At 55.1% G+C, this 17085-nt stretch carries 17 protein-coding genes; 3 read left to right on the forward strand and 14 right to left on the reverse strand.

Features of this window, described 5'->3' with window-relative positions; all coding sequences use genetic code 11:
• Window positions 1-65: 65 nt before the first annotated feature.
• Both HCU74_RS11775 and HCU74_RS11780 read right to left on the reverse strand, forming a co-directional pair.
• On the reverse strand, window positions 66-569 hold the full coding sequence (locus HCU74_RS11775) for a hypothetical protein (protein WP_168450615.1): 504 nt from the start codon (window positions 567-569) through the stop codon (window positions 66-68).
• A gap of 151 nt (window positions 570-720) precedes the next feature.
• Window positions 721-1269 (reverse strand): hypothetical protein, encoded by a 549-nt coding sequence (locus tag HCU74_RS11780; RefSeq protein ID WP_168450616.1) that lies wholly within the window; start codon window positions 1267-1269, stop codon window positions 721-723.
• 400 nt (window positions 1270-1669) lie between these two features.
• Here HCU74_RS11780 and HCU74_RS11785 point away from each other — a divergent pair, with 400 nt between their 5' ends.
• Window positions 1670-2374 (forward strand): fimbrial biogenesis chaperone, encoded by a 705-nt coding sequence (locus HCU74_RS11785; protein ID WP_168450617.1) that lies wholly within the window; start codon window positions 1670-1672, stop codon window positions 2372-2374.
• A gap of 37 nt (window positions 2375-2411) precedes the next feature.
• On the opposite strand, the gene ribA is transcribed toward HCU74_RS11785, so the two are convergent.
• The 3 genes from ribA to HCU74_RS11800 form a co-directional block, all read right to left on the reverse strand.
• Window positions 2412-2996 carry a GTP cyclohydrolase II gene (ribA, locus tag HCU74_RS11790; RefSeq protein ID WP_168450618.1) on the reverse strand — a complete coding sequence of 195 codons (585 nt, stop codon included), beginning with the start codon at window positions 2994-2996 and terminating at the stop codon, window positions 2412-2414.
• A gap of 110 nt (window positions 2997-3106) precedes the next feature.
• Complete coding sequence (locus tag HCU74_RS11795) at window positions 3107-3745, reverse strand: retropepsin-like aspartic protease family protein (protein WP_168450619.1); 639 nt, start codon at window positions 3743-3745, stop codon at window positions 3107-3109.
• Between the two features lie 73 nt (window positions 3746-3818).
• Window positions 3819-4727, reverse strand: coding sequence for a LysR substrate-binding domain-containing protein (locus HCU74_RS11800; protein WP_168450620.1), 909 nt, complete (start codon window positions 4725-4727; stop codon window positions 3819-3821).
• A 93-nt stretch (window positions 4728-4820) separates the two neighbouring features.
• On the opposite strand from HCU74_RS11800, the gene HCU74_RS11805 reads away from it, so the two are divergent.
• Window positions 4821-5675 carry a sterol desaturase family protein gene (locus HCU74_RS11805; protein WP_168450621.1) on the forward strand — a complete coding sequence of 285 codons (855 nt, stop codon included), beginning with the start codon at window positions 4821-4823 and terminating at the stop codon, window positions 5673-5675.
• On the opposite strand, the gene thiE is transcribed toward HCU74_RS11805, so the two are convergent.
• The 4 genes from thiE to HCU74_RS11825 all read right to left on the reverse strand — a co-directional run bounded on the left by thiE (window position 5665) and on the right by HCU74_RS11825 (window position 10388).
• Window positions 5665-7161 carry a thiamine phosphate synthase gene (thiE, locus tag HCU74_RS11810; RefSeq protein ID WP_168450622.1) on the reverse strand — a complete coding sequence of 499 codons (1497 nt, stop codon included), beginning with the start codon at window positions 7159-7161 and terminating at the stop codon, window positions 5665-5667. The genes HCU74_RS11805 and thiE overlap by 11 nt on opposite strands.
• 191 nt (window positions 7162-7352) lie before the next feature.
• Complete coding sequence (locus HCU74_RS11815; protein ID WP_168450623.1) at window positions 7353-7991, reverse strand: glutathione S-transferase family protein; 639 nt, start codon at window positions 7989-7991, stop codon at window positions 7353-7355.
• Between the two features lie 308 nt (window positions 7992-8299).
• Window positions 8300-9799 carry a YiiX/YebB-like N1pC/P60 family cysteine hydrolase gene (locus tag HCU74_RS11820; protein ID WP_168450624.1) on the reverse strand — a complete coding sequence of 500 codons (1500 nt, stop codon included), beginning with the start codon at window positions 9797-9799 and terminating at the stop codon, window positions 8300-8302.
• Between the two features lie 178 nt (window positions 9800-9977).
• A complete protein-coding gene (locus tag HCU74_RS11825; protein WP_168450625.1) occupies window positions 9978-10388 on the reverse strand; it encodes a hypothetical protein in 411 nt (136 codons plus the stop codon).
• A gap of 465 nt (window positions 10389-10853) precedes the next feature.
• On the opposite strand from HCU74_RS11825, the gene HCU74_RS11830 reads away from it, so the two are divergent.
• On the forward strand, window positions 10854-11972 hold the full coding sequence (locus HCU74_RS11830) for a helix-turn-helix transcriptional regulator (RefSeq protein WP_168450626.1): 1119 nt from the start codon (window positions 10854-10856) through the stop codon (window positions 11970-11972).
• Between the two features lie 190 nt (window positions 11973-12162).
• Here the strand turns inward: HCU74_RS11830 and HCU74_RS11835 are convergent, their stop codons facing one another.
• From HCU74_RS11835 to thiC, 5 genes are all read right to left on the reverse strand, one after another.
• Window positions 12163-12891, reverse strand: coding sequence for a thiol-disulfide oxidoreductase DCC family protein (locus HCU74_RS11835; RefSeq protein WP_168450627.1), 729 nt, complete (start codon window positions 12889-12891; stop codon window positions 12163-12165).
• A gap of 2 nt (window positions 12892-12893) precedes the next feature.
• Window positions 12894-13694, reverse strand: a complete 801-nt coding sequence (locus HCU74_RS11840; protein ID WP_168450628.1) for a thiazole synthase — start codon at window positions 13692-13694, stop codon at window positions 12894-12896.
• A gap of 49 nt (window positions 13695-13743) precedes the next feature.
• The gene (gene thiS, locus HCU74_RS11845; protein ID WP_168450629.1) at window positions 13744-13947 is read right to left on the reverse strand and encodes a sulfur carrier protein ThiS; all 204 of its coding nucleotides are present in this window, start codon (window positions 13945-13947) and stop codon (window positions 13744-13746) included.
• Window positions 13944-15017 (reverse strand): glycine oxidase ThiO, encoded by a 1074-nt coding sequence (gene thiO, locus HCU74_RS11850; RefSeq protein ID WP_168450630.1) that lies wholly within the window; start codon window positions 15015-15017, stop codon window positions 13944-13946. The genes thiS and thiO overlap by 4 nt, the downstream gene beginning before the upstream one ends.
• Window positions 15018-15176: 159 nt before the next feature.
• Window positions 15177-17063, reverse strand: a complete 1887-nt coding sequence (gene thiC, locus HCU74_RS11855) for a phosphomethylpyrimidine synthase ThiC (protein ID WP_168450631.1) — start codon at window positions 17061-17063, stop codon at window positions 15177-15179.
• Window positions 17064-17085 lie beyond the last annotated feature (22 nt).

The raw sequence follows: 17085 nt of genomic DNA on the forward strand, positions 1-17085 counted from the left end.
GGGACAGCAGTCCGATCAGAAAGAGGTAGAACGACGGTAAGCGGACCAGCGACGCTAACGGAGGTCTATTCCGCCCGCACCAGGAGGCTGATCGTGTCGCGATAGACCCCCGCCTTGGCCTGGCCCATTTGGTCCTTGCCCACCTCCAGTCGCAGCTGGGGCTGCGCAGCGGCATCACTGCAGTCAGAGCGGCTTGTGCTGCTGACAGCGACAACCGCCTGTCCGTGGGACAACTGCTGAACACCGGACTGCCCATCGTTCCACGAGACCGTGTAGATGACTTTGGATTCATCCGCAGCAATCATTGCAAAATCACTACCCGACGCATTTTCGGAGAACGCCGCCAGCGAGTATCCACGACTTGACGACCACACGCAGACACTCTGCTCGGCTTCCAGCCCCTGACCCTTGTCCACTTCGCCGAAGGCCATGTCCTGAAGGTTCGACAATTTGACCAAGGGCGGCACTGACAGGGTCACAGAAGTAGAGGCCGTTGCCGAGTCTGCGCCGTAAGATTGCGCAGAACACACTGCCATCGCTGCCCACACCAGGCCGCGTAGTGGAGTCATCAATCCATGGAAATGTCGGCATCGCAACATAAATATGCTTCGCTTATTGGCGCCAAAACGTCAATTAAAGGATAGACGCCAATGGGAAGAAATACGAAGTTTCCGAAAATAAGGGGCGGCCATCCTGGCCCGCCCCACGCAGGTAGCGATCTTACTCGGGTGCTACGGTCAGATTGATCGTGCCGGCATAGCTGCCCGCGATCACCGCCTCAAGGTTTGCTTCGGTGATGGCCACGCCCAGGCTGGCGGTCACGTCGGAGGGGTTATTACACTGATTGGTCTTGGAGTCTGCGGTCAAACCCGCCACATTGGTGCCGGCAGTCAGTGCGTCGACTGCATCGCCGTCGCCGTCGTCCCAGGTTACCGCGAAGGGCACTTCATAGCTGGAATCCGTGCTGTGCACCAGACCAAAAGCGCCGCCGGTCAGACTGCCGGTTGCGGTCAGATTGTAACCACGGGTGGAAGACCACACGCAGATGTCAGAAATAGTACCACTTTGACCGCCGCTGCCGGACCATTCGCCCAATGCGAGATCGGTCAAGCCTGAAATGCGGATTTTATTGGGGACAGAGCTGGATACCTGTGCGCTACCTGACGAGGTATTGCCCTTTGTGCCCTGGCTGGCGGCCTCGGCAAACAGTGATGCGCCAGCGAGCGCAATAACAAGAAGACCTTTTGACTGACGAAGTAAATGCAACATATCCAAATTCCCTAGATTTATGGCCAATAGTAAAAACTCGTGCCGCATATGCCCGCGACGTCGGTTCATGAATAGCTTTTATAGGATTGGGTGCTAGGACAACTCGAACCACTACTCATCCAATCCTTGGTGTGGCCGTTGCAGCACGATTCCCTCGCTGCAGGCCGAGCCCCAGCCGACAACACTACGACGCACAAGAGGGTATGCGCGCAGTTCGGCAGGCGGGCGCAATTATTATTTCCCACCGCGAACGAGTCAATCGCTTACGATATAATCATGCAAATATGGGACTGGATTCACATTTTCACTTGGCAACCATGCCGACAATGGTGCTCTTGGGAGAAGATAGCGTGCGTTCACCAAAATTTAACACCAAGTTCGACACAATCGCAGGACCCCCATGAACGGATTCTTCTCCCGCACCACACTGTGGATTGGCTTGATCGCCCTTAGCGCCTATACCTCAATCGCCGAGGCACGACTGAATGTCGATAAGAACATCATCGACGCCGATGCCAAAACCCGCCGTGCCGACATCGTCATCAGTAATAGCGGCCAACAGGCGGTCGGCGTGGATATCGACGTTTTTCGCATAGCCTTTCCCGGGCTGGCGACAGAACAACGCTATACCCTGGATAACCCCCGCGAGCTGGGCGTGCTGGCGACACCGAGGCAATTCGAACTCGAGCCCGGCGAGGAGCGCAAGGTGCGCATTTCCTTGCTGAGGCCACCGGAAGCCGAGGATGCTATCTATCGCCTGCGGGTGGCGCCCAGAGCACTGAGCCAAACTACCTCGGCGTCACCGGGCAAGCTGATTAACATCAGCCTGTCTTACGACCTGCTGTTGATCCGCCGCCCGATCACGCCGGTGAGCACCCTTGCCGCAGAACGCCGGGAGCGACGCCTGGCGGTCAGCAATCTGGGCAACAGCAATTTTTTGCTGTTCGACGGGCAGCAGTGTGATGATCAGGGGGAGAATTGCAAAATGCTTGGCGCAAAGCGTATTTACGCGGGAGCGACACACGAATTCGAGCTACCCTACGACAGCAGCCCGGTGCGCTTTATTGTCGATGAGGGCGGCAATACTTATGTGCAGGAATTCTAGATGCAGGCGTTCCAGGGGCAAAAGCTCTGAGCGAGGCTCAGAACAAATGACCCAGCTTGCCGGATTTGGTTGCCAGGTATTTGGCATTGTGGGGGTTTTGGCCGGTCTGTAAGGGCAGGCGCTCAACCACATCCACACCCTGATCGGTCAGTGCTTTGACCTTGCGGGGGTTGTTGGTCATCAAGCGCACCTTGCTGATACCCAGTTCGCTACACATCACCTTAAGCAAACTGTAGTCGCGCATATCTGCGCCAAAGCCCAGCTGCTCATTCGCCTCTACCGTGTCAGCACCTTCGTCCTGCAATTTGTAGGCGCGAATTTTGTTGAGCAGACCAATGCCACGCCCTTCCTGGCGCAGATAGAACAGCGCTCCGCGCCCCTCCTCGGCAATCTTCTGCAACGCGGCCTGCAGCTGTGAGCCGCAGTCACAGCGCATGCTGAACAGGGCGTCACCGGTCAAACATTCAGAGTGAATACGCGCCAGCACAGGTTGGCCGTCGCCGATATCACCAAGACTCAGCACCACGTGCTCCTTGCCAACATCGGGGTCGTCGAACCCATGAATATCAAACACTCCCCACGGGGTGGGAAGCTTGGAGGATTCTACAAAGCTGACCGCCACTGGTATCTCCAAAAAAATCCGGTCGCGCATTTTATCAGCGACCGCCGCCGCAGGCGAGTTTCTTGCTCGTTAACGTGAACCGCGCGCCGGAATTGCGCGCAGAAACAGCCTCAGCGGGTACTCATGGTGAGTATATTGCCCGACTCGCTCAGGTCCACATGCTCCAGAAAGGTCATACCCAGCAGGACGACATGGGGAAAGCTGCCCTCGATAACGATCGCCTCGACATGGTGGCGTTCGATACTCCCCACCGAGACTTTATTAAGTTGCACGGCATACCCCTGACTGACCCCCGAGGCCGTCGCCACGGCAATTTCCGCCCCGCCCTGGTAGCTGATACCAAGATGGCGGGCATGGGCCGAGCTGAGTGCCATCGAGGTCGCCCCGGTGTCAACCACCGCATCGATGCCCCGACCATTGATATAAATACGCGTGCGGTACTCACGGTTGGCATTGCGCTGTAGCACCACTTCTTTTTTATCCGCTTCGCGATAAATCGCGCCAATGCCCTTGTTCAAGCTCAACTGGTGACGCTGGCCCTTGATTTCAACAACCGCCCGGTGACTGTTGGCGGACAACAGCTTCACACCGCTGGGGTGATGCTCCCCCACCCGCACCAATTTTTGCTCTCCCGCCACATCCAGCAACGCGGCGCCATCAAACAGCCCCCGCACCACCACCTCGGTAGCCGTCGCAGGCAGGGTGGCCACCATCAGCAATAGTGCGGCGATTGATGAAATTCGAGTCATGGCCAGTGCCGCTCCAACAGCTGGGGGATAGAACCTTGATTATGGCGGCTCCACAGACAAACACAAAGCCCCATCACAACGCCAGTTGGCGCAGGAAGTCGAGAAACCAGCGGTGGCCAGCATCACCGCTCAAGGCCCTTGGCCACATCATCCACAGTGACACCGGTGCAATATCCAGAGGAAAGGGCGCGACCGTTAAGCCGTGGGCACGCCCGTACACGTGCGCCAGTCGTCGAGGCATGGTGCCCAGGGCGCGACTCTGTGCCACCACCGCAGCCATCGCGGCGTAATCCTGAACATGCAGGGCGACCTGGCGATCCAGACGCGCGCCCCCCAGCGCCTGTTCCAGCTGACTCGCCGCTGCGCTGCGCTGACGCAGCAGTACATGGCGACAGGACAGATACGCTTCCATGGTGCAGCCCCCCTCCGCCAATGCAGGGTGATCGGCGGCGGCGACAACCACAAGCTCTTCGGTGCCCAGCACCTCGCTGTCCACCCGGGGAGAATCCACCTGCAAATAGTCCAGCACCACATCCAGCTCAAGGCGATTCAATGCCGCGCTGACATCGACACCGATCAAATTTTCACTGCGCAGGCGCAACATTGGCCCTGCGGCCTGAAGACCGCACAGAATACTACCCAGGGCCGCGACCTCGATGTAGCTGTCCACCGCTATGGCAAATTCCCGGTCTTCCGTGGCGGAGTCAAACACCTCTCCGACACTGACCCCTTCGGTAATCAGTTGAAGAGCGGGCTGCACCTTGAGGTAGACCCTCTCGGCTCGGGGTGTTGGTGTCATACCGCTGCGGTGGCGCACAAACAATTCGTCCTTTAACGACAATCGCAGGCGTTGCAAGGCCGCACTCATCGCAGGCTGACTCATACCGACACGCTCTGCGGCCCGGGTCAAATTCTGCTCGCGCATCAGCGCATCAAATACCGTTAGCAGATTGAGGTCGAAGGCGCGTAAATTCAGTTTCATGGATAATTGTTATATTAATTATTGAATTCAAAAATATAGTACAGACGCTAAGCTGGGCATAGCAAGTCGAAACCCCAATAAGAGAGCACTGCTATGTCTATAGAACCCGCCTTTATCGTTACCGGATTCATTATTGTCGCCGCCGTGTGGGAGTGGTTCGCCGGGCGCGCCAGCCGCGAGCAAAAAAGCCGCGAGGACTGGCAAATCGCCTTTATCAGCGCCCTCGGCATGAGCCTGATCCAGCGCCCGGCGCTGATTTTCGCCGTCGCGTGGCTGGGCGGCGTCATCATCCCCCAGTATCAGGGCAGCCTGAGCTGGCTGGAGGCCCAGTATTTCTGGCCGACGCTACTGGTCTACATTGCCCTGGAAGAACTCACCCACGGTGCGGGACACTATTTTGCCCACACCCGTCGCCCACGCCATCGCGGGCTGCAATACTTTCAGCGCCTGTATAAGGTCGGTCATCGCCCCCACCACTTTTCCGGTGGCAACGACGGCAAGGGCCAGCTGAGCGTAACGCAAACCTTTGTCGAGCATTGGCTGTGGTGGTTTATCATGCCCAATTACTGGTTCCAGTTTATTGCGCTGTATCTGGGGCTTGTCGAAGTGTTTGTGATCGGCACGGTATTCAAGGGGCTGTGGGCCGCGCACAACCACGTCAACTGGAACTACGACCTCTACTTTCTCAACCACCCCAAGACCTGGGTGCGCAAGTCGATGTATGCCCTGTGCCATGTGCTGACCTTTCCCACCCAACACCATCACCATCACGCCCGGGGACGCAACTCGGCAAAAAACCTGTGTAATTTGCTGGCCATTTACGACTGGCTGATCTTTGATTCACTGGTGATCGAGAAGGAAAAGCCCACCACTTATGGTTGGCGCCAGGCACCGGAAGAGGAGCACAGCGCACTGTACCGCTACTTTCACACCGATCTCAGGGTGTGATGGTCTCGGCCTTGCCTCGCTGGCCGTGCATGGCCAGCAGCCTGGCCACCACGGCTTCGGGGTCGGCGGCCTGGGTAATCGCGGTAATCATCGCGCAACTGCCAATCCCTGTCGCAAGCACGTCGTGGGCGCGGGCCACATTGATACCGCCAATGGCGGTCAGGGTATAACGGGAAGACAACATGTCGATCCAGCGTTTCAGCTGGTTGACCCCCTGGGGGCCGAAACGCATGATTTTGCTCTGGGTGGGGTAAATCGGCCCCAGCGCGATATAGCTGGGGCGCAAGGCGTGAGCACGGGCCACTTCATAGTAACTGTGGGTACTCACCCCAAGGCGCAAACCGGCGCGACGAATCGCCGCCAAATCGGCAATATCCAGATCTTCCTGACCGAGGTGAACCCCGTAGGCCCCGGCTTCGATCGCGATCTGCCAGTAATCATTAATAAACACTCTCGCACCATATTGACGCCCCAGCGCGACGGCACGGAAAATTTCACCGCGCAAATTTGGCGCCTGGCGGTTCTTGATGCGCAACTGGATGGTGGTGACACCACATTTCAACAGACGCTCAATCCAGGCACTGCTGTCCACCACCGGATACAGCCCAAGCTCGCCATCGCAGTCGGGAAATGGCTCCACGCCGATTTCCAGTTTGCGTTGCAGGCAGGGAAGATCATCGACACTCTGCGGCCAACCGGTGTGCGCCACCGGGCCGGGGCCGCCGCCCAGCTGCACCGCCATGCGCAAGCCCTGACTGACATAGGCCTTGGCAATAACCAGCGCATCGATCAATTCATAACCCCGCGCCATCAGCGCCGCGATCGCAGAGGACAGAGTACAACCGGTGCCATGGGTATTCATGGTGCGAATATTCGGACCACTCAGCCAGTAGCCGTCGATGCCATCTGTCCAGTAGTCATGGCGCTGCTGGCCGTCGGCGGGCAAATGGCCCCCGGTCAGCAACACCGAGTTGGCGCCCATTGCCACCAGATCCTGAGCCGCGCGTTCAACGTCTGCCAGACCGTTTATTTTCCGCCCGAGCAATACCTGGGCTTCATCAACGTTGGGAGTGATGAGGTCGGCATAGGGGATTACCTTATCCATCAACACTTCGCTGACGCCATCTTCGATCAAGTCGCCGCCACTGGTAGACACCATTACCGGGTCGCACACCACAAAGTGGGGGTAGCTCGCGAGGTACTTGCCGACCATCTCGACCACTTCGACCGAGCCCAGCATGCCCAGCTTGATCGCCGCCGCAGGCAGGTCACTGTCCAAGGCATTGATCTGCGCTGCCAGGCTGCGACGGGGCGTCGTCGATACCTGGCCGACAGTAAAGCTGTTTTGGGCGGTGATGGCCGTAATAACAGTACAGCCGTGTACACCAAAGTCATTAAAGGTCGCAAGGTCGGCCTGGATTCCGGCGCCGCCGCCGGAGTCCGACCCGGCAATAGTCCAGGCAATCGGCTTGGAATGGCTAGCCATATCGTCGAGGTTTCCTAGTCCATCAGTGAGTATTGCGGCGAGCTTAATGTAATAGTTAGAGGCCGCACGAGCCGCGTAGTATAACGCCCGGAACAGGCAATAACACAAAAAAGGTCACGCGCGACATAATATTACCAAAATCAGCCCGCAGCCCAAGCCTCCGCGGCTCCGCGGCTCCGCTCCGGCTAAGCTCAGCCCTCGGGGCGGAATATCGCCTCGGCCTTCTGCCATTTCGGACGGTCGTGGATGCGCTGTAAATACGCCTTGATGTTTTCATAGTTGTGCAACACATCGCCCCCCGCAGGCCCCGGAATCATTGGCGACGACAGCATCATTAATGGAAAGGTCACCATAATATCGGCTGCGGAAAATTCACCTGCGAGGTAGTCGCGATCCGCCAACACTTTTTCCATATAACCCAGTACAGTGTCGAACTCGCCCTTGATAAAGCCGACGTATATGGGGTTATCCAATCCGCTCATGCCGCCGATCATATTCATAAATACAGGCGTCATCAGGGTGGATTCGGCGGCGTGCATCCAATGCAAATAGTCGATATAGGCCTGGCTACCCGCGGCGGGGCGCAGCCGTCCATTGCCATAGGTGTCCAGAATATACTCGACGATGGCACCGGACTCGGGAATGGTCAGGCCGGCATCCTCAATCACCGGCGCCTTGCCCATTGGGCTCACCGCCCACAGGCTATCAGGAGAACGGAAGGTTTCCGGGTTGCGGACGTGGGTGACCAGCTTATAGTCCAGTGACAATTCCTCTGCCAACCAAATAATCCGATCCGAGCGCGACAGGCCAAGGTGATGAATTGTGAGCATAACGATTTCCTTATTGGTGTGGTGAATGCAGCGAAAAAACGACGATCGTTCACTATACGCTCATCTTCCCGCGTGGATCACCCCGGAGTTACAACAGAAAGCGCTCTGCCTCGCTTTGACTAAGTTGCTATCCACGCAGGGGTAGCGTGTGATGCGTCATATCGGCATGCTGCCGCCCTTACACAGCAAGGGCCCAAGCGTAGCAGTATGGTTACTGGGCAATCAACGTGGAAACGCTCAACCAGCAGCGGGGTTTTGCGAGCACCACTACAACCATGTGCGCTAACTCTGGGGAAAGGTCACGGCTATTATAAATATAAATATTTTTCTTTTTCCACGCAGCGCCTTTTTATTCTCATACCTTTCCTACTGTGTATGGCTTTTTCCGTATAGCACGATTTATATCTCTTTTTAAACGTGCCATCTTCCTGCAAATTGAAGCCCATTAAATCAGCCAATACTTCCTTGCTTTGAAACTCTGCCCTATCGCGTTCATCACCAGTAACGAAAGCTATTAATTCAAGCGGTGAATCTTTGTAAAAAATTAATTCCGCGATCTCATTTGGGCCAACAGTCGCTCTACCAAGTACATTTTTAGTTGGCCATTTATAGTCGCCGTAAGACAAATAAACCACTTCTGAGCATGTAACCTTAGCGGCGGAGTCAACATTAAAACCAAAGTCATACTCCTTCCCTGCTTGTTCATTTAGATTACTAAACACCTTCAATATATTTTTGTCAGGCTTATCCAATAATCCTTTTACCCTTATAGATGCAAACGCGTCCATGGCAATCCACTCATGAAAACGAGAAAAAGCAGCACCATGCCTCCTCATTTCAATAATAGAGAAACCACTTTCAATTTTCTCTCTAAAAGGCTCCAGTTCTTTTGCACCCCAAATCCCCAGCTCAATCAATTGTTCTTTTGTTCCCAACCAAACAGCATTATGCCCCCAGTAGCCGGGTATTAAGTAATCAGTTAACTTATTGGATTTTTTCTCAAAAATAATGTCAAGCGGTCTTAATTTAGCCAAAATCTGCTTCTGGGAGGCACTACCGATCCTCGCATTTCTCGACCACTCAACTGGGCCAACAACGGCGCCAAAAGACCGACTTATGGATCGCGTTGACACGAAGAAAATGCTCGCCAACACATCACTAAAAAAATAATCCAGCCTTGCGAAGTCATTCAATGGTTCTTTATTATGGAATTTTCTATAAATAATTGAATCTTTATATCCGGCAGGCTTTTTTCTCAAAACCACATCAATAAGACCAGGAATTTTATTTCTATTAGACCGAGACAAAATCCGTCCAATAAATTTCTCTATCTTATTGTCTATCATTGTCGATTGATCCTTTAGAATAAATCGAGTAGCGCGACTCTCCATATACTTATCATAAAGCAATTGAGTTCTTTCGATTAAATACAGTTCGGCCAGTGCTTCGCGCCCTGAAAAACCTCGCCTTGATGACTTCAATATAAGATCAGAGGCTGCAATATAGGCATCCCAACTATCTTTTACCAAAGTCAAAAACAAACCATTAACACTTTGTCTTGACGACAGATAGTCAACCCCATAGCTCCCTAAAGCAAGGGTATGCTGGTATATAGCAAGATGCTTTTCATTAGCCGAATAATCAGAATTGTATTTAATTATATCCAAGTTTTTTTCAAATCCCGACAACTCAGATGAGCACACAGAAACCGAAACAAAAACAAGGATAAAAAATGCAGAAAGCTCTTTCACCCGCAGCAATGACAGACTAGTAATAATTACTTTTTTGGACTTCAGTTTAAAAAACACAAAATATTAGCTGGCCTTAAATTAAGCGGAATATCGTTTCTTATTAATGATTTTTTAAGGCTTTAATAAAGATTCCATAGTTACCAAGCCACTACAACAGGGCTGCCGACTTAACAGGCGGGAAATAAATACAAGTCAATATCCGCCTTATAAAATTGTCAGCAGCCCTAAACATCAACTAATACCCGACGGGTATAAAAACCATTGCAGTCCCCTGAAATCCAAGTCGATAATTCATCACTTGATTTTTCTTAATATCAACGACGGCTTCTATCGGACTGGCGGCACAGTTTCTATTTGGAAAGGCGCGAAGCAAGTGTCGCCCGCCGGTAACGTGCAGCTCGAGCTTTTCACCGACATTAAGTGGCGCGACATGCTCTTTATCAAGCGTAATCAAAGGGATGCAGGCTGCTCCCCTATTACCGGTATCGCGACTAATTATAAGCACTCCGGTATCGTTACCTGGCGTACGATAACGTTCAGTCCGCCACTGACTTTGCTGCGCCGACACGGGGTTCTGGGCTGGCAGGGTATTACCGACGCAGCCTGACAATATCACGGCCGCAAAAAATACAGTAAACACTTTCATTTATTAACTCTCCAATTTAATGGAGGGTATTCAAGCTTTTCAAGCATCGCATCCTTACCGAGGCCAGCCAACAAGAACCCACTCCCACTAGCAATCACGCAGCATTTTTTGATTTCAAATCATGCCCAAGCCTTGTCGCAGAACTCCGCTCCATGCGCCGTTCCTAAATCGGTTATAGACTCGTTTGCGTGAATGACCACTGCAATAAAGGGTAGCTTCCCTGCTTTAGGCACTGACCGATCAGCGTAAACTTCTATTCACTACACCAAGCAAACATCACCAAGACAATTTATAGCCACATCCATGTCAGCCAAGCTCGGTAATATCTGTTGGATTTGCCCACCGCCAAATCTAACAGTATAGTCTATCCACAACCTCCCCTAGATTGGGGAGAAGCAAGGATTACCGCGATAACGACTCACAAGAAGTGCGTCAAAACGCGCTTGACTGGCAAATACCCCGGGAATGCAAAGCAGTAAATTATCCCAGCTGATTGGTGAGCTTTACCGGCACGCCCACCAAGCCGATGGCTGGATGGCTTTTTTTGCCATGCTTGAGACAGAAATACCGTCGCGCTCCACAACACTAATGTTTGAAGATATTCAAACCCACGATACCGATATCGTGTTATCCAGGCATTTAAACAATGACGAGCTGCAGGTGTACGGTGAACACTATATTCACACTGACCTCTGGGCAGGAGCCATGGCCGATTTGCCACTATTCCAGTTTCATAGCAGTGAAGTCGTCCTGGATCGGCAGCTTTTATCTTCCGAGTTTTACGCTGATTACACCAAGCCACTCGATATTCGATACGCCTGTGGCGCCTATATTGAAAATCCAAAAATCGGTCAAGCTTTTCGCGTGACCATTCAGCGCGGCCATCAGCACAATCCCTTTAGTCGAGAAGAACTTCAAACCCTCAACCTCTTTGTTCCTCACTTGCAAAACGCACTGGCAATATACAAACGCAATATTGCCTTGGAGTCACTGCAAAGGGGCTTCGACTCCATAAGCAACATTATTGATAGCGCGGCATATTTACTACGACCAGACATGTCGATAGTCTCGCAAAACGCATTAGCAGAAGAATTACTGCAACAAGATATCGCCTGTATTGCTGCAGGAAAGCTGTCTTTTCGATCCCATAAGTTGCGCAACACCATAGCTCAGCTCATGAATAGCCTGCAGGAATTCACTCATAATCGTGCAACATCTTGCCGAAATTATGCGCGCATGGAGCAATATCAAATTAGTATCGAGCCCCATCTGCTACCAAGTCTTGTACCAGGAGCACAGGAACTTGGGGCGCTACTGCAAATCAAAAATAGCGATACCAATGTCAACATTGATCTTGCCGGGCTCGAAATTTTATACGGGCTAACCAACACTGAAGCCGGTGTGACACGGTTGCTTTGCAAGGGCCTGGTGGTGAAAGAAATATCCGAGGCCATGGGCGTGAAAGAAAGCACCATACGCTCGCATCTGAAAGCGGTTTACGCAAAACTTGATGTATGCTCACAACCAGAGCTACTCAGCAAAATCATGGCATCGCTCGCAAGAACACAGGCCGATGTCGTTTAGAATTCATTTTTACTCGCTTGTCGGTAGCGGTCCGTCAATTTTGAGCGCACCAGGCCTTCTGACTCGGACTCTGGCACACCACGGAGTTGCAAGAAGCGGGTAAATTTTCGGAAAAACCTGTCTGGAACGGGGTCAGCGCGTGTTTGCGTCGAGGGCCTGAATATCTACAAAGAGTGCGTCAACCTCGGCATTATTCATTGCGGTCACCGCGTGGCGTTTCGGCTAGCTCTAATTCAATATCAATTCGCTGAGCAATTGGCCAGAATGTATTCCGCTCAGAATCTGGCAAGGCTTTCTGCCAGCGCTGTGCATCTGCTTCACTATGAAGCTGCAATAGCCAATAACCAGCGTTTGCGCCCTGCTTTAATGAGATACCCTCACCAGCCAGTTCCTCTAGCGCTTGCCACTGCGTTTCAGTTAGCACCAGGCGCTGTACAACAAAATTTTCTTTCTGGCGGGCAGCCTGATATTGCTCATTCGCTAGCGGCGCCGTGGCAAGGCGATCGCATTTCGCCATTGCGCTGCTCATTTGTGGCGATGCGGCTATCGGCTGGCGACAACTGGCGCGCCGCCCAAACCAGCGGTAGCGCCGGCGGGCAACAAAGCGGTAAACCCCATCACGAAGCCCCCTCGGCAACCAAAGCAGCACCGCCAGCAGCGGCCAGCCACCCGACAACGAGCGGGCAATCGTCAGCGCGGCGTCACTGCGCAACAGAGCCCGGTCACCGCAGATCAGCACCACCGTTTCACTACTCTGCTCAGTGAGGTGATGCCTTGCAAGCAAGGCCTTCCCGGCCTCACTCTGACTGGGGACAAAACGGAATCGGGCGGAGGGGTCCCGCCGAATAATAAAGTCCACCGCCCCGTTACACAGCTGACAGTGGCCGTCGAAAATCACCACCGGATGCGGGTCGTTCATGCTTACTGCTGGTGCCAGAACGGCATACCCAAGGTCGGTGTTGAAGGCGCCGCCGTCTGTCGCTCGGGCATCGCCCCCGCCAGACGCGCCAACCGTCCCGCGAGCAGGGCCGCGCGAAACGCCTCTGCCATTACCACCGGAGCACTGGCCTGGGCAACGGCCGTATTCAGCAGAATGCCGTCGTAACCCAGCTCCATTGCCTGCACCGCATGGGAAGGCTTGCCAATCCCGGCATCGACGATCAGCGGCATATCCGGCAGCCGCTCGCGGATTGTCTGCAAATTATAGGGGTTCATTAGCCCCCGGCCCGTGCCGATAGGAGAACCCCAGGGCATCAACACCTCGCAGCCGACATCCCGCAGTCGCTGACAAATCACCAGATCGTCGGTGCAATAGGGGAACACCTTGAACCCGAGCTTGATCAATTGTTCCGCGGCCTCCACTGTCCCCAGCGGGTCAGGCTGCAGATTGTAATCATCACCGACCACCTCCAGCTTTAGCCAGTCGGTTTCAAACAGCTCGCGACTCATTTGCGCCAGGGTGACCGCCTCTTTTACCGAGTGGCAGCCGGCGGTATTTGGCAGCAGGGTTTTATTCAAGCCCTTTAGCTGCTCCCAAAACGCCGAACCCCCACCCTGCTCCGGCGACTGCCGACGCAACGACACGGTGACTATCTCGGCGCCCGAGGCACGTATCGCCTCGCACATCACCTGAGGCGACGGATAGAGAGCACTGCCGATCAACAATCGGCTACTGAAGGGCCGGCCGTAAAGCCGCCAGATGTCATTTGTGGTTTCGGTCATAACACCTCTCTATCGCCACTGCATTGCCAGACGCCCGGGTGCAATGGAGTCACCCCCCCTGCACTGGCGCCAGCACGTCCAACTGATCGCCGGCTTTAAGCTGGCAAGCGCTGTATTGTGAACGGGGAACAAAGTCGCCATTGATCGCCACCGCGATTTTCTCGCATTCAAAGCCCCATTCCCGCAGCAACTCACTGAGCTCGCGGCTATCGTCACACTGTTTTACTTCGTTGTTCACACTAACGGAAATCACGCACTCACTCTCCGCAGATCATTCATTTCATCGAACCGGGCCAGCGCCGTTTCCACCACATGGGGGCTGAGCAAATATCCGTGGCGGTACAGGCCATTGATGCGTAGCAGCCCGGTTTCGCCCTGTACCACTGGCAAATTGTCCGGCATCGCCGGGCGGCAATGGGCAAAGGCGTGCTCCACCGTCGCCTCGGCAAAACCGCTGTGCAAGCTGTATAGCGCCGACAGCAGCTCAAGGTTCGAGCGCACGGTTACCGGTGCCATCGATTCGCTCTCGATTTCGGTTGCGCCAATCACATAGCGGCGACCCGGCCGAGGCGACACATACAGCTTGTAGCGGGGGTGCATCAACCGCACCGGGCGGGTTAAGTCCACCTCTGGTGCGTGCAACCACAGCACCTCTCCGCGCACACCCCGCAGCCCGGTCAGCTGGTCTTTGGCGCCCAGGCCCCGGCAATCTATCGCCCAGTCAAAAGCTTGCCAGCCACCCTCAAGTTTGACCTGTCCCGGGGCCACCTCACTGACGGCGGTGTGCTCACACCAGTTCACTCCACCCGCCGTCAGTGCCTCGGTCAGTGCCGCCAGCAAGGCGGTATTGTCGAGATAGCCCTCATCAGGCAGATACAGGCCCTCGTTAAACCGCGCCGCCAACTCCGGCTCCAGCTCCGCCAATCGCGCACGGTTCAGGGATTCTACCCGCGCCATCTGATCTGGCACCACAGCCTGCAACTGCTGCTGGAAGTGACGCAGATTTGCCTTGTCGAGATCATGGGCCACTACAACGCTGCCGTTGCGGGCACAGGCGATGTCCCGCCCCGTCACCTCGGTCAACTCAGCGACCAGCCCCGGCCACCAGTCCAGTGCCTGCAAGCCCCAATCGAAAACCCGCCGCTCCGCGCTGGCCACTTCGGTATAGGGCGCCAGCATCGACGCCGCCACCCGCGCCGCGCTGAGTTCCCCTTGACGGCTACCATTGTCGAACAGCGTGACCGAATGCCCTCGGCACAACAGCTTCCAGGCCATTAAGCGGCCGAGCAAACCCGCACCAGCAATGGCGATGGACTGCGTCATGGCAGGAACCGCTGGAGGCTATGCGGGAGACGGGAGACGCCGGACGGGAGACCCCTGACGGGAGACGCTGGACGCAAGACGCTGGGGCGCTGCGGGGCACCGGTGTTGGAATTCCAACACCCAGCGCCTCGCGTCTGGCCTCTTGCGTTTCGCAAGCGATCACACCTTGTGATAAATCTCACTGCCCTGCTCTTTGAACTCAGCGGATTTTTTCTGCATTTCTTCCTGCAGCTGGTCTTTTTCCAGTTGGTCGGCGTAGTCGCGCACGTCCTGGCTGATTTTCATCGAACAGAACTTCGGTCCACACATGGAGCAGAAGTGGGCTACTTTTGCCGACTCTTTCGGCAGGGTTTCATCGTGGAAGGAACGCGCAGTATCCGGGTCGAGGGCTAGGTTGAACTGGTCTTCCCAGCGGAATTCAAAGCGCGCCTTTGACAAGGCGTTATCCCGCAACTGGGCACCGGGGTGTCCCTTGGCCAGATCGGCGGCGTGGGCGGCAATCTTGTAGGTGATGATGCCGGTCTTCACGTCGTCTTTGTTGGGCAGGCCCAAATGCTCCTTGGGCGTGACGTAGCAAAGCATCGCGCAGCCGTACCAGCCAATCTGTGCGGCACCGATGCCGGAGGTGATGTGGTCGTAGCCCGGCGCAATGTCGGTGGTCAATGGCCCAAGGGTATAGAAAGGCGCTTCGTCGCAGTGCTTGAGCTGTTCTTCCATATTTTCCTTGATCATGTGCATGGGCACGTGACCGGGGCCTTCAATCATCACCTGCACATCGTGTTCCCAGGCGCGTTTGGTCAGCTCGCCCAATGTGCGCAGCTCACCGAACTGGGCCTCGTCATTGGCGTCAGCCACCGAGCCGGGGCGCAGGCCATCACCCAGCGAGAAGGACACATCATAGGCCTTCATGATTTCGCAGATGTCATCGAAGTGGGTATAGAGGAAGTTTTCCTTGTGGTGGGCCAGACACCATTTGGCCATGATGGAGCCACCACGGGAGACGATTCCGGTTACGCGCTTGGCGGTCAGCGGCACATAGCGCAGCAGCACGCCGGCATGAATGGTGAAGTAATCCACGCCCTGCTCGGCCTGCTCGATCAGGGTGTCGCGGAACACTTCCCAGGTCAGGTCTTCAGCGACACCGTCCACTTTTTCCAGCGCCTGATAAATGGGGACTGTCCCCACTGGCACGGGGGAGTTGCGCACGATCCACTCGCGGGTTTCATGGATATTCTTGCCGGTAGACAGGTCCATCATGGTATCCGCGCCCCAGCGAATACCCCAGGTCAGCTTGGCCACTTCTTCCTCGATGGAGGAACCCAGCGCCGAATTACCGATATTGCCGTTGATCTTCACCAGAAAGTTGCGACCGATAATCATCGGCTCCAATTCCGGGTGGTTGATGTTCGCCGGAATAATTGCCCGCCCACGAGCCACTTCGTCGCGGACAAATTCCGGGGTGATTTCCTGGGGGATACTGGCACCGAAGCTGTTGCCGGGGTGCTGCACCGCCAGATCGCCCGCTTCGCGCGCTTCAGCCAGTGCCATGTTCTCGCGAATGGCGATGTATTCCATTTCCGGGGTGATAATGCCCTGACGCGCATAGTGCATCTGGCTGACATTTTTACCCGGCAAGGCACGGCGGGGCTTGCGCTTCAAGTCGAAGCGCAACTGTTCAAGGCTCAGGTCCGCCGCGCGACGACGGCTGTATTCCGAGCTATCGCCGTCCAGCAGTTCGGTATCCTGGCGGTCGAGAATCCACTGCTCGCGAATCGGCGACAAGCCCTTGCGAATATCGATCTCGGCCTTGGGGTCGGTGTAGGGCCCGGAGGTGTCGTATACCCGCACCGGCGGGTTCGGCTCAAGACGGGTACTGCCATCGGCGCCCTGTACCGGGGTTGCAGTGAGCTTGATTTCACGCACCGGCACGCGAATATCCTCGCGACTCCCCTGTAGATAGATTTTGCTGGACGCCGGCAGCGGTTCAACGGCGGCGGCATCGACCTGTGCGGTTTCGCGAAGTAGTGGATATTCAGATGTGCTCATAGATTCCCCCCAGTCAGCTGAC

The sequence above is a fragment of the Spongiibacter thalassae genome, from assembly GCF_012272835.1.
Taxonomy (GTDB): Bacteria; Pseudomonadota; Gammaproteobacteria; order Pseudomonadales; family Spongiibacteraceae; genus Spongiibacter; species Spongiibacter thalassae.